This window comes from Pseudarthrobacter sp. BRE9, assembly GCF_031844305.1.
Taxonomy (GTDB): domain Bacteria; phylum Actinomycetota; class Actinomycetes; order Actinomycetales; family Micrococcaceae; genus Arthrobacter.
Genome location: NZ_JAUZUY010000006.1, coordinates 193,683 through 207,664 on the forward strand (window position 1 = coordinate 193,683; position 13,982 = coordinate 207,664).

Genomic DNA, 13,982 nt, shown 5'->3' on the forward strand with positions numbered 1-13,982 from the left:
GGCCATTAGACGAGTCCAGTCAGATCACCCCTTGAAGTCACGCCAAGTTTAGTGAAGACCTGATACAAGTGGCCTTCCACCGTGCGCACGGAAACACCCATCTCCATGGCGATGTCACGGTTGGAGACGCCGCGGCCGGCCATCCGGGCAATCTGCCGTTCCCGGCTGGTCAGCAGCGGGCTCCCGCTGCTGGGCACGATGGGAAGGTTCGCCACAGTGGCGGCCAGGATGTCCAGCCGTGCCTGCGCCGTCCTCGCGGAAAGGGCATCCCCGTCCTGCCGGGCGAAGTCCACCGCCAGCGCCATGCACCGGGCCTCAACGGCATCGAGTTCGAGCGTGGCCGCGATTTCGCCACCGGCGAGGAGGGCCTTGGCATCCTTTGTCCTGCTGCCGACGGCGATCAGCCGCGAGACTTCAGCCAGCGGGCCCTGCCGGTGGCCGGCGATCTCTTCCAGGAGGCGGAAGTCGGCGTCGCTGCCATTCACTGTTGCTGCCAGCAGGTAGATGCCGGCGACGGTGTGCCGGCCCGCTTCCAGGTTCCGGCGTGCCCCCTGTTTCAGTGCTGCCACTGCCTCCGAGTCGCCCAGCCAGCGTCCAGCAACGAGCGAACAAAAATCGATGATGCTCTCCGCGGCGAACCCTGCCCTGCCGGCCGTCCTCTGCAGTTTGGCCAGGTACTTGCGGGCAAGCGTGGCGTTGCCGGTCTGGGCGTAGGCCAGAGCCGTGGCCGCGTAGGCGGTGCGCAGCGCGGTCTGGACAGGCTGCAACTCCAGTTGCGCGGCGGCTGAGATCAATGGCTCAAGTGCGGCCTCGCCGCGGCCGGAAAAGACATAGGCCACGCCGGCTGCGAGTTCGGTGGCGGCGCTGCGGTATGGAAGCCGGTGGGGCTGCCCCGTGCTGAAGGGGCTGAGGAGGTCGATACAGCGCCGCCACTGGCCACTCATCAGCGCGACGAAGTATGCCTCCCTGGTATAACGCTCGCGCAGGCCCACGATGTGCGAGGCGTCGGTGAGCTGGCCACCGAGCTTTCGCATGAGGCCCAGCGCGTCCATCTCGCGTCCGGTCAGTGCGAGTGCGCCCATCAGGATGACCGTGGACTGGAGCCGGAACCCCGTATCCGGGTTGGCTGCGGGATCGGCCGCCCGCTCAAGCGCCGGGATCATGTCCCCGTAATCGCCGGCATGGGCCAGGTATTCGAACTCACTCAACGAGATACGGTTCGCTGCCACCGCTGCGGGTGCAGGCCAGGAAGAGTTGCTGTCCGATTCCTCAAGCCGTTCCCGCGCCGCGGCGAGCAGTTCCCGGACTTTATGGGCCTGGTCCGGAATGCACAGCATGACCCGCGCTTTGGCGGCGACAACCTCGGCGTACTCTTGGGGATCCAGGGCCTCGAGTTCCGGCCGGGAGATGCTGTCCAGGGCGGAAAGGGCCTGAACCGGCATGTCCAGCTGAAGGTACGCCGCGGCCTTCTGCCGTTGCGCCGCGGCCCAGCCGGCGTCGGTCCTCTGCACCATATCCGCGTAGGTCAAGGCAAACCGGGGGTCGAAGAGCTGGACTGCGGCTTGGGCGGCCGCGAGCGCCAGCGCCGGGCTCAGCGCGGCCTCGCACTCATGGGTCCAGGCGGCGAAAGACATCAGCTCTTCCACTGTCATGGACGCCGGATCCGGCTCCTGGCCGCCCAGCAATATGCTGCGCAGCTCCCGCCGGCGGGAAATGCTCAGCCAGGTCCTGACGACGTCGCCGATGTATTTCTCCCGCAGCGACACCCAGCGGTGCTCGGAGTCGTCGATCTCCAGCAGGCCGCCGTCCTCCATGTCCGCCACGACATCCGCACCGTAGATCGCGGTCAGGCCGGCCAGTTCCACCCGCCGGGCACACGAAAGCATTTCGACGACGTCCCGGGTTTCCGGCGCCTCCCGGGACCAACGGGACCGGACGATGTCATCGAGGCTGGCAGCGCCGTCGAGCACCACTTTGTCCCGCAGCGTCCAGACCGAATCCGACAGGACCAGGTTTCCGGAGAGCTGCTGCTCGGTGACCAGGGCTTTGAGCAGCAGGGGATTTCCGCCCACCATCTGGTGGTAGGTGGTGACCAGGGAGGAAGCCACGCGGTGCCCCAGCAGGGACAACAGGACCTGCCGTGTTTGCAGCTCGTTGAGGTTGTTGAGCCGCACCTCCGTCAGCTTCCGTTCGGTCAGGAGCCAGTGGAAGTCCGCGGGCAGGTCGCTGGCGTTGGGGGCGACCGCGATGATCTTCGCCGTACCGGTCAACAGGACATTCAGCAGCACCCCGGCACTCATGTCGTCGATGCTGGCGGAGGTGTCCAGGGTAATGACGCAGGGCCGGCCCGCGGCGTCGCTGCGGATTAGCGAGGTGATGCCGCGCAGGATGGCGGTGGGCGAGCCCATGTAGGCCTGCGGCAGCCGGGCCAACAGGAACGACAGGCAGCCGTATGGGGTAGTGGAACCGGAAGGGCCGCTCCGGAGCTGCAGGGACCAGATATCGGGGCCCAGGTCTGCCACTGCCGCCCGCGCCAGGGAGGACTTACCCACGCCCCTGGCCCCCGTGATGACAACACCCAGGGAGTCTTCGCTGGTCAGGGCTGTGCGGACGTCGTCCAGGTTGGCGCTTCGTGCAGGCATGGACCATTGCTGGCCCTCCGGCGCCGCGGAGGTTGGCGTGGGCAGTCCGTCACCCTGAGGTGTTGACGACCCACGTCCCCAGCTGAGTGGCTCGATTGACATGAACTTATCCCCTACATCCTGCAATAGCGGGATGTAGCCCCATTGCTCCCCCGCATAGGAAGAAGAGTACCCCTTGGCACTGACAAGGAAACAGGGTCGAAAGGAACTTTTACGATTCCGGCTGTTGTGATCCCGACTTGGCGGGGTGGAACCTCTGCTGGGCGGCAGTGAGTCCGTCACGGATCAGGAACTCGACGGCATCGGCTGCATCGTCCAAAAGGAAGGGCAGTTCCTTCAGTTCCGCAGTGCCGAAGTCACGCAGCACGTAGTCGGCGGTGTCCATTCTGCCGGGCGGCCTTCCCACCCCCACACGGACCCGCAGGTAGTCCTTGGTGCCCAGTGCCTTGGAGATGTCCCGCAGCCCGTTGTGGCCGCCCTCGCCGCCACCGAGCTTGAGTTTGACTGTGTTGAACGGGATGTCGATCTCATCATGGACGGCCACCACGCGGTCTGCGGGGATTCCGTAGAAATTGGCCAGGGCGGAGACCGGGCCGCCTGAGACGTTCATGTAGCTCATCGGCTTCGCCAGCACCACACGCGGGCCACCAATACCCAACCGGCCTTCGAGGACCTGGGCGCGGGCTTTGTGGGTCTTGAATCCGGCCCCGATGCGGGCGGCAAGTTCATCGAGCACCATCTGGCCCACGTTGTGCCGGTTGCCTTGGTACTGTGCGCCTGGGTTGCCGAGGCCAACGATCAGCCAGGTATCTGTCATGGGGTCAATCCTATGGGGGGGCGGTTCGGGCGGGCATGCTGGCCGGCCTGCGGACATGACAATGGCCGGACCCCCGGGTCCGGCCATTGTCAGAAATTACCGGGCGATTACTCGGCTGCGGCTTCTTCGGCTGCGGGAGCCTCCGCTGCTGCCTCAGCGGCAGCTTCGGTCTCTTCTTCGGTAGCGGTGGCCTCGGAGATGTTCACCACGAGCGCCTCGGCGTCCGTCAGGAGAGCGGAACCCTTGGGCAGGACGAGGTCGGAGGCGTGGATGTGCTCGCCCGCGCCACGGCCTTCGATGCTGACGACGACGGACTCGGGCAGGTGCGTTGCCTCAGCCTCGAGCGACACAACCGTAAGTTCCAGGTTGTGGACGGTGCCGGGAGCGGTTTCGCCCTCAACGTGGACCGGAACGTCAACCGTGACCTTCTCGCCCTGGCGGACGGTCAGGAGGTCGATGTGCTCGATGATCTGCTTTACGGGATCGCGCTGGACGTCCTTGACCAGGGCAAGGTGGCCCTCGCCGTTGATGTCCAGGGACAGCAGGGCGTTGGCGGTGCGGACGGCCAGGGTGGTTGCCTTTGCCGGCAGGGTGACGTGGATGGGCTCTGCGCCGTGGCCGTAGATCACGGCGGGGATCAGGTTGTTCATCCGGGCGCGGCGGGCGTAGCCCTTGCCGAATTCGGTGCGCAGTTCTGCTGCGAGCTTCTGCTCAGACATGGATATCTCCTTGAAAGACTAAACGGTGTTCAGCAAGGGCGGAGGTCTGGTGTGACCTTCAACGCCGGGCGCCGGACGGCTGCCCTTCAAGAAGGTAGTCCTTCTATTGAAGGACTGCTCAGACCCAGTCGATAACGGAGGCTATGCCCTCCCTCGCCAAGGTATCGCTGACCAGCTTACCAGCGCCGGGCCCGTTTCCTTAAACGAAGCCCGGCGCCGGGCCTTAGGCCTTGCCGTCGAAGAGGCTGGTGACGGAGCCGTCGTCGAACACTTCCCGGATGGCCCTGGCAATCAGCGGTGCGATCGAGAGCACCGTCAACTGCGGGAACTGCTGGGACGACGTCAGCGGGAGGGTGTTGGTGACCACGACTTCGCGCGCCCCGGACTCGGAGAGACGGCGTGCGGCCGGATCCGAGAAGACGGCGTGTGTGGCGGCGATGATGACATCCTTGGCGCCGGCGTTCTTCAGGACCGTGACGGCTCCCGAGATCGTTCCGCCGGTATCGATCATGTCGTCGATCAGGACGCAGGTGCGTCCTTCGATCTGGCCCACCACGGTCTTGGAAACGGCCTGGTTGGGGACGGTGAGGTCACGGCTCTTGTGGACGAAGGCGAGGGGCGCGCCGCCCAGCCGCTCAGCCCACTGTTCCGCGACGCGGACGCGGCCGGTATCCGGGGAGACCACGGTGATGTTTTCGGCGTCCACGCGGGTGCGGATGTAGTCCGCCAGGAGCGGGATGGCCATGAGGTGGTCGACCGGCCCGTCGAAGAAACCCTGGATCTGGGAGGTGTGCAGGTCCACGCTCATGATGCGGTCCGCACCGGCGGTCTTGTAGAGGTCAGCCACCAGGCGGGCAGAGATGGGCTCACGGCCGCGGCCCTTCTTGTCCTGCCGGGCGTAGGGGTAGAACGGCGAAACCACGGTGATCCGCTTGGCGGAGGCCCGCTTCAGCGAATCGATCATGATCAGCTGTTCCATGAGGTGGTTGTTCAGCGGTGCGGGGTGCGCCTGGATCACGAAGGCGTCGGTGCCGCGCACGCTCTCGCCGGCCCGGACATAGATCTCGCCGTTGGCGAAGTCGTAGGCATCAACGGGAAGCAGGTCAGTGCCGAGTTCCTTGGCGATTTCCCGGGCAAGCTCCGGATGGGCCCGCCCGGTGGCGAGCACCAGCTTCTTCTCGCCGTGCGCCGTAATTTCACTCATTATTACTTGCCCTCTTCTGTAGATGCCGGGGTACTTGAGGAGTCTTTGGTGGCCGCCTGGGCCAGTTCGGCGGAGCGGGTTCCCGGACGGTTTGCGGGAACCCAGCCTTCGGCGTTGCGCTGCGCGGCAACGCTCACCGCAAGTGCGCCCGCCGGTACGTCCTTGCGGATCACCGCGCCGGCGCCGCTGTAGGCGCCGTCCCCCACGGTGACCGGGGCAACAAAGACGGTGTTGGAGCCTGTGCGCACGCCCGAGCCGATCACCGTGCGGTGCTTCTTCTCGCCGTCGTAATTGGCTGTGATGTTTCCACAGCCAATGTTGGTGTCCTCGCCGATTTCGGCGTCGCCTGCGTAGCCGAGATGGGACAGCTTGGAGCCCCGCCCAATGGTGACGTTCTTGGTTTCGTAGAAGGCGCCGATCTTGCCCTTTTCACCCAGCACGGTGCCGGGGCGCAGGTACGTGAAGGGGCCGACGGCGGCGCGCGGGCCGATCACCGAGCCGGAACCGTGGGTGCGGATCACCGTGGCGCCCTCGCCCACGGTGACGTCGGTCAGGGTGGTGTCGGGGCCCACGACGGCGTCCCTGGCCACGGTGGTGCCGCCGTGCAGCTGGGTGTTGGGCAGGAGCCGGACGTCCTCCTCAAGGGTGACGGAGGAATCGATCCAGGTGGTGGCCGGGTCGACGATAGTGACGCCGGCCCGCATCCAGGCTTCCACGGTGCGCCGGTTGAGTTCGGCGCCGAGGGCGGCCAGCTGGACGCGGTCGTTGGCGCCCTCCACCTGCCAGCGGTCGGCGGTGACCACGGCGGCAACCCGGCCGCCTGCTTGGCGTGCCAGTCCCAGCACGTCGGTGAGGTATTTCTCGCCCTGCGCATTGTCGGTGGTGACCTTGGCCAGGGCCTCGCGGAGCACTGCGGCGTCAAAGGCGTAGATCCCGGAGTTGACTTCCCGGATCAGCCGCTCGGCCTCTGTGGCGTCCTTGTGTTCGCGGATGCCGGTAACGGAGCCGTCGTCGCCGCGCAGGATGCGGCCGTAGCCGGTGGCGTCGTCAAGGACAGCGGTGAGGACGGTGACGGCGTTGCCTTCACGTTCATGGGTGGCGACGAGTTCGGTGAGCAGTTCCCCGGAGAGCAGGGGCACGTCACCGTAGGTGACGACGACGGTGCCGGACAGGTCCTGTTCGGCGTGCAGTGCATGGAGTGCGGCCTCTACGGCGCGGCCGGTGCCGGGGATATCGTCCTGGTCCACGATGACGGCCTGCGGATCCAGGGCGGCGACGTGGCTTTCCACCAGGTCCCGCTCGTGCCGAACCACGATGGCGAGCCGTTGCGGGTTGATGCTGCGGGCGGCACGGAGCGCGTGGCCCACCATGGACAGGCCGCCGATTTCGTGGAGGATCTTCGGTGTACGCGACTTCATCCGGGTACCGGCGCCTGCTGCCAGAACGATTACAGCGGCCGGGCCGGTATTCTCGGGGATCACGTACGGGTTCTCCTTGCTTGGTTGTGCTGGCGCTTTTCGGCGTCCGGCGGGTCAGCCCGCCGGGCACCGGTGCCATCCTCATGATCGCTTTTTGCGCAGCAGTTCCGCCCATAGGATTCGAACCTATACTCCACGGCTCCAAAGGCCGGGGTGCTGCCGTTACACCAGAGCGGACCGTGCCGAAAGACTCAAGGCCCGGGCACAAGTCCCTATTTTGCCATGGGTTCAGGCCGCCGCGCGACACGGGCCATTCCGCTCCCGCAGGTCCCGCCGAATCACGCCGCCGGCGGTGAGGCATGATGGGAAGGTGAGCAACAACCTTCCGCGGATGCGGATGACTGGCCTGCAGCGCCGAAGCCAGCTGATCGACGTCGGGCGCAGCCTTTTCGCCGTCCGCGGGCTGGACGGAACCACCATTGAGGAAATCGCAGCGTGTGCAGGAGTGTCCAAGCCGGTCATCTACGAACACTTTGGTTCCAAGGAAGGGCTGTACACCGAGGTGGTGGACTGTGAATTCCACATCCTCCTGGACGCCATCAACTCGGCCCTCACCGAGGAAGCCAAACCCCGCGTCCTCGTCGAACGCGCCGCCCTGGCCCTGCTGACCTACATTGAGGAACGCACCGAGGGCTTCCGCATCCTCATGCGCGACGCTCCCCCGTCACAGCCGGAGGGCGCCTTCTCCACCCTGCTCTCCCACGTCACGGCCCGCGTGGAGCACATCCTCTCCGACGAGTTCTCCCGCCGCGGCTTCAGCGGCGAGGACGGCGCCATGTACGCCCAGATGCTCGTGGGCATGGTGGCGATGACCGGCCAGTGGTGGCAGGACAGCCGCCAGCCGGACAAGCACACGGTCGCCGCGCACCTGGTCAACCTCGCCTGGAACGGCCTGACCGGCCTCAAGAAGGACCCTGAGCTGAAGTCCGAGGCTTAGTCCCCGAGGAGCTCGGAGGCCTCGAGCCATTCGAGTTCCAGGGTGTCCTTTTCGTCAGCCAGGTCCTTGAGCTGCCTGTTTTGTTCGGCGAGGGCGTCGAAGTCGGACTGCTCCGTGCTCTTGACCATGTCGTCGTGGAGTTTCTTCTCCTGCTGGTCGAGCTTCTTGAGCTGCCGCTCGATCCTGTTGAGGGCCTTGCGGGCGTCCCGCTTTTCGGCTTCGGACGGGCCGGTCCCGGTGGCTGCGGCGGTTCCGCCGGCGCTGGTGGCCGGGTTTCCGCCGCCGGTCACGGTGGAACCGGCCAGGGCGGCTTCGCGCAGTTCCAGGTACTGGTCCACGCCGCCGGGCAGGCCGCGGAGCTTGCCGTCGCCGAGCAGCGCCATCTGGTGGTCGGTGACGCGTTCGAGCAGGTAGCGGTCGTGGCTGACCACTACCAGGGTGCCGGGCCAGCCGTCCAGGACATCCTCCACGGCGGCGAGGGTGTCGGTGTCCAGGTCGTTGGTGGGCTCATCGAGCATCAGCACGTTGGGTTCGCCCACCAGCAGCCGCAGGAGCTGCAGGCGGCGCCGCTCACCGCCGGAGAGGTCCCTGACCGGCGTCCACTGTTTCTCGTTGGTGAAACCGAGCTGCTCCACCAGCTGGCCGGCGCTGAATTCCTTTCCGCCGACGTTGAACGAACGCTTTTCCCGCTCAATCACCTCGATGACGCGAAGGTCAGCGACGTCGTCGAGCTCCTTGACTTCCTGGGTGAGGACGGCGGTGACCACCGTCTTTCCCCGCTTCAGTTTGCCGGCGTCGGGCGTGATCTCGCCGTTGAGCAGCTTCAGCAGGGTGGTCTTGCCGGCCCCGTTGACGCCCACCAGGCCCAGGCGCTCCCCCGGAGCCAGCCGAAGGGTGATGTTGTCGAACAGCTTCCGGCCGTCGTCGCTGCCCTGGAAGTCAAGGGACACATGTTCGAGGTCCAGCACGTCCTTGCCCTGGCGCGCCGTGGCCATTTTGCTCAGGGCCATGGAATCCCGGGGTTCGGGGACGTCGGCGATGAGGGCGTTGGCGGCCTCGATCCGGAATTTCGGCTTGGCGGTCCGGGCAGGGGCGCCGCGGCGCAGCCAGGCCAGTTCCTTCTTGACCAGCTGCTGGCGCTTGCCTTCCACCACGGACGCCATCCGGTCACGCTCAGCGCGTGCCAGCACGTAGGCTGCGTAGCCGCCTTCAAAGGGGTCCACGATTCCGTCGTGGACCTCCCAGGTCTTGTTGCATACTTCGTCGAGGAACCAGCGGTCGTGGGTGACCACCAGGAAGGCGCCCTGGTTGGCCCGCCAGCGGGTCTTCAGGTGCCGGGACAGCCAGGCCACCCCCTCCACATCCAGGTGGTTGGTGGGCTCGTCCAGCATGATGACGTCGTGGTCCTCGATGAGCAGTTTGGCGAGCGCCACGCGCCGCTTCTGGCCGCCGGAGAGGGCGTGAACGTTGGCGTGCCAGTCGACGTCGGACACCAGGCCGCCCATGATTTCGCGGATTTGCGGGTTCCGGGCCCATTCGTAGTCGGCCTGGTCCCCCACGATGGCGGCACCTACTGTCAGGTCGCCGTCGAGCACGTCGCTCTGGTCCAGGTATCCCACGTTGACGTCGCCGCGTTTGGTGACGCGGCCGGAGTCCGGGGTGGAACGCAGGGCCAGCAGCCGCATCAGGGTGGACTTGCCGTCACCGTTGCGGCCCACCATGCCGATCCGGTCCCCCTCCTCCAGTCCCAGGGTGATGCCGTCCAGGACGGTGCGGGTTGCGTAGGAAACCGTGAGGTTCTCGCCGCCAAGAAGGTGTGCCAAAGGGAACTGCTTTCTGCTGCCGGACTGGAAGTTCTAAAGGAGGGTGTCGGAGATGATGCGCGCCCCGGGGACCGGGCCGTGGACGGGGAGGGCCGCCAGGCCATAGCGCTGCAGGTCCTCCGCCAGTGCCTCAGCCGCAACGGAGTCATCAGCCAGCAAAGCCACGGTGGGGCCGGAACCCGAAACGATTCCTGCGATGGCCCCATGGGATTCGCCCATCCCCAGCGTATCGCGCAGTGCGGGTGACAATTCAATGGAAGCCCGCTGCAGGTCGTTGACCAGCACCCGGCTCAAGGATTCGGCGTCCCCGCTCCGCAGCGCCGTCAGGATTTGTGGATCCACTCCCGTGGGCTCACCGGCGTCGACCCCTTCGGACGCGCGCAGCCGGTCCAGCGTCCGGTAGACCTCCGGGGTGGACAGGCCATAGTCGGCAACCACGAGCACCCAGTGGGTCTGCGCCTTGGCCAGTGCCGGGGACAGTTCGTCGCCGAGGCCAAGGCCGACGGCGGTCCCGCCGAGGAGCGAGAAGGGGACATCGGCGCCCAGTTCGGACGCCAGGTGCGCCAGTTCCTCCCGTGACAGCCCGCTGTTCCAGAGCGCGTCACAGGCCACGAGCGTGGCGGCGGCGTCGGCGGAGCCGCCGCCCATCCCGCCGGCCACCGGAACCCGTTTGGTGATCTCCAGGTGCACCCCCGTGGCGTGTTCGGAGACGTCTGCCATGATGGCGGCCGCCTTATGGGCCAGGTTGCTGCTGTCCAGGGGGATGTCGACGGCGTCGAGGTCCACGGTGCTTTCGGGGCTGAGGCTGATGGTGATCCCGGGTGCAGCAGTACTGGTGGCTGCCACTTCCTCGTAGAGGGATACTGCGAGGTAGACGCTGGCCACGGAGTGGTAGCCGTCCGGCCGGAGCGGGCCTACGGCCAGGGAGACGTTGACTTTGCCGGGCGCCTTGACCCGGACCGTCCTGGCGGCGAACCGACCTTTGCCTGCCCTTTCACGTCCCGCGCTCACGGGCGGCTTTCCCTGGCTTCAGCGATCCTGGCGAACGCGGCGATGTCAATGACTTCGCCCCGTGCGGTGGGGTCGACGCCGGCCGCCAGCAGGCAGCGTTCCGCTTCCGGGGCTCCCCCGGCCCAGCCGGCCAGGGCTGCCCGGAGCGTTTTGCGGCGCTGCGCGAACGCGGCGTCCACCACGGCAAACACCTGCTCACGGGTGGCAGTGGTGGCCGGCGGTTCGCGGCGGGTGAAGGCCACCAGCCCGGAATGGATTTTGGGGGCCGGCCAAAAAACGTTCATGCCGATCACGCCGGCCTTGCGCATCTGGCTGTACCAGGCGGCCTTGACGGACGGCACCCCGTAGGTCTTGGATCCCGGGCCGGCTGCCAGCCGGTCAGCCACCTCGTCCTGCACCATCACCAGGCCGTGCCGCAGGCTGGGGAAATGCTGCAGGAGGTGCAGCACCACGGGCACCGCCACGTTGTAGGGCAGGTTGGCCACCAGGGCCGTCGGCTCCACCGGCAGTTCGGTGACCTTCATGGCATCGGCGTGCACCAGGTGGAACGCGTTGACGGCGGCCGGACGCCATTCCTGCACCGTTTCCGGAAGCTTTGCCGCAAGGACAGGATCGATTTCGACGGCGACAACTGCCGCTGCTGCGTCAAGCAGCCCCAGCGTGAGGGACCCCAGCCCCGGACCGACCTCGAGCACTGTCTCTTCCGGGCCCACGCCTGCTGCGGCGACGATCCGCCGGATGGTGTTGCCATCGATGACAAAGTTCTGGCCCAGGGTCTTGGTGGGCCTGACCCCGATTTCCTCTGCCATCCGGCGTATGTCGGAGGCACCGAACAACGGTGCGGGCACGGCGGGGGTCGGTTCAGTCACCTAGGTATCCTATCCCGCGCGGCACCTTGGCCCTGCCGGGTTAACGGCCGTGGCCGGGCCCGGAGTACCCGGGCCCGGCCACGCTGTTTACTGTGCGTCTATATCCGGTGGATCAGCTGGTTGCTGCCCAGCCGCAGCCCCAGGGCGACAGGCCGCGCTGCGCGTAAACGCGGTTGGCGATGTCGATCTGCTGCGCCTTGGTGGCCAGGCTGGCGTTAGGAGCGTAGGCGCCGCCGCCGGCCCCGATCCAGGTGCGGATATCGAACTGGAGGCCGCCGTAGTAGCCGTTGCCGCTGTTGATGCTCCAGTTTCCGGTGGACTCGCACTGGGCAATCTTGTCCCACATGGCCTCGTTCATCATGGCCGGGGCCGCCGCGCCGGTGTTGGCGCCAGCAGCTGCAGGAGCGGCCGCAGGTGCGGCCTGGGGTGCAGGCTTGGCCTTGGTGCCTACGGTGACCTTCTCGGTGACGGGCTGCACGGCCACGTTCTCGGACACCAGCGTGCGGGAGGCTTCCCGTCCGTCCACGAGCACCAGCTTGAAGGTCCGTTCAAGCTTCCCGGCAGCGCCTGCCTGGGTCACTTCCTTCTCGCCCTTGAGCATGTCCGCGCTTTCGGCGGTGACGGTCTCGAAGGGCACGTTCTCACTGGTGACGGCGGTCTGGCTGGTGTCCACCCGGGAGACCTTGATGACCATGTTGTTCACGACGTTGGCGTTGGCCGGCTGCGAGGTGCGGTCGTTGGCACCGAGGGTCACGCCGGAGTCCTCCAGGACCTTGCCAACGGTGGGGGCAGTGGTGGTGGCGGTGTTCACCTTGCCGTCAGCCACAATGCTGACGGTCTTGGGCGTGGAGATCGAGACGTAGGACCCGGCCAGCGAGAGGGTGGCATCCTTGGGCGCCGAAACGGAAGAGGCACTGGCGACGCCGAGTTCGGTCACCAGGTCTTCGACGTCCTGGGCAGTGGTGTTCACCGTCTTTTCAGCCCCGTCAAGGCTGACCTTGACTTCCTTGGCCTGGTTGACGTTGATGACAGTGCCGTTCTGGACGGTCGCGTCAAGGGAAGGGGACACGCGGTCGCCGGGCTTCAGTTCCAGGTTGGCGCTCTTGACCACCTGTCCCACTGTTCCGCCAAAGGACTGCACGGACGAGGTTTTGCCGTCCACGTTAAGCGTGACTGTTTTGTTATTACCCACGAAGGCTACGAGGCCTGCGACCAGGCCGCAAAGCACCAGCAGCTGGGCGCCAACTTTGATATAGCTGAACTTGCCGTCCGATGTGAAGAACTTGATCACGATTGCCCGTAACTCTCGGTCCATCCGGGCACGGGGAAACGCGCAATAAAATGCCCGGAACAACCTTGAAAAGGACAGTCCGGGCACCGGTGCGCCGCCACACTCCGCGCAGCGGCATGGCCGGTTACTGGACAGGCCGGGCCGGCTGCGCATGAAGTGAAATTACCCGTTGGCCTTCCCCGACCCCGGCTAATAGTTTCCCACTGTAACCGTAGCGTTATAAAGCGGCCAACATTTTTGCATACCCGATATGCAACGAGCGGCAGGGGCGGGAGGTAACGTTAGGCCCAGGATCCGTATGCCCGTATGGTATTTTCGCTGATTCCGGTGCACAGGTCCGCCAGGTCCGAGCCTGTCAATTCTGCCATGGCCCGTACCGTGTACGGGACCATGTAGCTGGCGTTCGGACGCCCCCTGTGCGGGTGCGGCGTCAGGAAGGGCGCATCCGTTTCCACCATGATGAGCTGCGGGTCTGCCACGGCGAGCGCAGCCCGCAGGTTGGTGGCGTTCTTGAACGTCAGTGTGCCGGCAAAGGACATCCACCAGCCCTGTTCATTGCAGGTCTTTGCCAGGTCCTCGTCCCCGGAGAAGCAGTGGAAAACCACCCTGTCCGGCGCTCCCTCTTCCTGGAGCACCCGCACTACGTCGCCATGCGCGTCGCGGTCATGGATCTGGAGGGTGAGGTCCAGGCGTTTGGCGATGTCAATGTGCCGGCGGAACGAGTACTCCTGGTGCCGCAGTCCCTCACCTTCGGTGCGGTAGAAGTCCAGGCCGGTTTCGCCGATGGCACGGATCCGGGGATGCGCCGCCAGGCTTTCGATTTCGGCAAGGGCCGTTTCCAGTTCTCCCCGGGCAGCGTAGTGCGGAGCATCATTGGGATGCAGCGCCACGGCTCCCAGGAGACGTTCGTCCCGGTCCACCGCCTCCACCGTGAACCGTGAGGATTCCAGATCGCAACCCACCTGCACGGCACCCTGGACCCCTACGGCCGCAGCCGCATCCAGGGCAGCTTTGATCCCGACGGGCCCCTTTCCTTCCGGGAAGTCCAGGTGGGTGTGGTTGTCCATGACCGGTACGGGCAGGGGCTCCGGCGCGGGCGGGAAATCCCTCCGGCGGCCGGCGTCCGGGTCCGGGGTGCCCTCTTCAGCGGGCGCCCGGTAAGCGGCGGGAATCGTCGAATTGCACATCCAC

11 protein-coding genes and 1 tRNA gene are annotated in these 13,982 nt (G+C 66.3%); 1 reads left to right on the top strand and 11 read right to left on the bottom strand.

The window, feature by feature from the left end:
• Window positions 1-5 precede the first annotated feature (5 nt).
• The 6 genes from Q9R31_RS13190 to Q9R31_RS13215 form a co-directional block, all read right to left on the bottom strand.
• The gene (locus Q9R31_RS13190) at window positions 6-2,642 is read right to left on the bottom strand and encodes a LuxR C-terminal-related transcriptional regulator (protein ID WP_311263176.1); all 2,637 of its coding nucleotides are present in this window, start codon (window positions 2,640-2,642) and stop codon (window positions 6-8) included.
• Between the two features lie 211 nt (window positions 2,643-2,853).
• Window positions 2,854-3,459 carry an aminoacyl-tRNA hydrolase gene (gene pth / locus Q9R31_RS13195; RefSeq protein WP_311263177.1) on the bottom strand — a complete coding sequence of 202 codons (606 nt, stop codon included), beginning with the start codon at window positions 3,457-3,459 and terminating at the stop codon, window positions 2,854-2,856.
• A gap of 107 nt (window positions 3,460-3,566) precedes the next feature.
• Complete coding sequence (locus tag Q9R31_RS13200; RefSeq protein WP_311263178.1) at window positions 3,567-4,178, bottom strand: 50S ribosomal protein L25/general stress protein Ctc; 612 nt, start codon at window positions 4,176-4,178, stop codon at window positions 3,567-3,569.
• A 223-nt stretch (window positions 4,179-4,401) separates the two neighbouring features.
• On the bottom strand, window positions 4,402-5,382 hold the full coding sequence (locus Q9R31_RS13205) for a ribose-phosphate diphosphokinase (RefSeq protein WP_142030676.1): 981 nt from the start codon (window positions 5,380-5,382) through the stop codon (window positions 4,402-4,404).
• Window positions 5,383-5,384: 2 nt separating this feature from the next.
• Window positions 5,385-6,863: a bifunctional UDP-N-acetylglucosamine diphosphorylase/glucosamine-1-phosphate N-acetyltransferase GlmU gene (glmU, locus tag Q9R31_RS13210; RefSeq protein ID WP_311263179.1), complete on the bottom strand. Its 1,479-nt coding sequence runs from the start codon at window positions 6,861-6,863 to the stop codon at window positions 5,385-5,387.
• A 102-nt stretch (window positions 6,864-6,965) separates the two neighbouring features.
• A tRNA-Gln gene (locus tag Q9R31_RS13215) sits at window positions 6,966-7,037 on the bottom strand.
• Between the two features lie 133 nt (window positions 7,038-7,170).
• On the opposite strand from Q9R31_RS13215, the gene Q9R31_RS13220 reads away from it, so the two are divergent.
• Window positions 7,171-7,797, top strand: coding sequence for a TetR/AcrR family transcriptional regulator (locus Q9R31_RS13220; protein ID WP_311263180.1), 627 nt, complete (start codon window positions 7,171-7,173; stop codon window positions 7,795-7,797).
• Here Q9R31_RS13220 and Q9R31_RS13225 read toward each other — a convergent pair.
• The 5 genes from Q9R31_RS13225 to Q9R31_RS13245 form a co-directional block, all read right to left on the bottom strand.
• Complete coding sequence (locus Q9R31_RS13225) at window positions 7,794-9,620, bottom strand: ABC-F family ATP-binding cassette domain-containing protein (RefSeq protein ID WP_311263181.1); 1,827 nt, start codon at window positions 9,618-9,620, stop codon at window positions 7,794-7,796. The genes Q9R31_RS13220 and Q9R31_RS13225 overlap by 4 nt on opposite strands.
• A gap of 33 nt (window positions 9,621-9,653) precedes the next feature.
• Window positions 9,654-10,631, bottom strand: coding sequence for a 4-(cytidine 5'-diphospho)-2-C-methyl-D-erythritol kinase (locus Q9R31_RS13230; protein WP_311263182.1), 978 nt, complete (start codon window positions 10,629-10,631; stop codon window positions 9,654-9,656).
• Window positions 10,628-11,500: a 16S rRNA (adenine(1518)-N(6)/adenine(1519)-N(6))-dimethyltransferase RsmA gene (gene rsmA / locus Q9R31_RS13235; protein WP_311263183.1), complete on the bottom strand. Its 873-nt coding sequence runs from the start codon at window positions 11,498-11,500 to the stop codon at window positions 10,628-10,630. Before rsmA ends, Q9R31_RS13230 begins: the two co-directional genes overlap by 4 nt.
• Window positions 11,501-11,612: 112 nt before the next feature.
• A complete protein-coding gene (locus Q9R31_RS13240; RefSeq protein ID WP_311263184.1) occupies window positions 11,613-12,791 on the bottom strand; it encodes a ubiquitin-like domain-containing protein in 1,179 nt (392 codons plus the stop codon).
• Between the two features lie 281 nt (window positions 12,792-13,072).
• Window positions 13,073-13,978, bottom strand: coding sequence for a TatD family hydrolase (locus Q9R31_RS13245; protein ID WP_311263185.1), 906 nt, complete (start codon window positions 13,976-13,978; stop codon window positions 13,073-13,075).
• Window positions 13,979-13,982 lie beyond the last annotated feature (4 nt).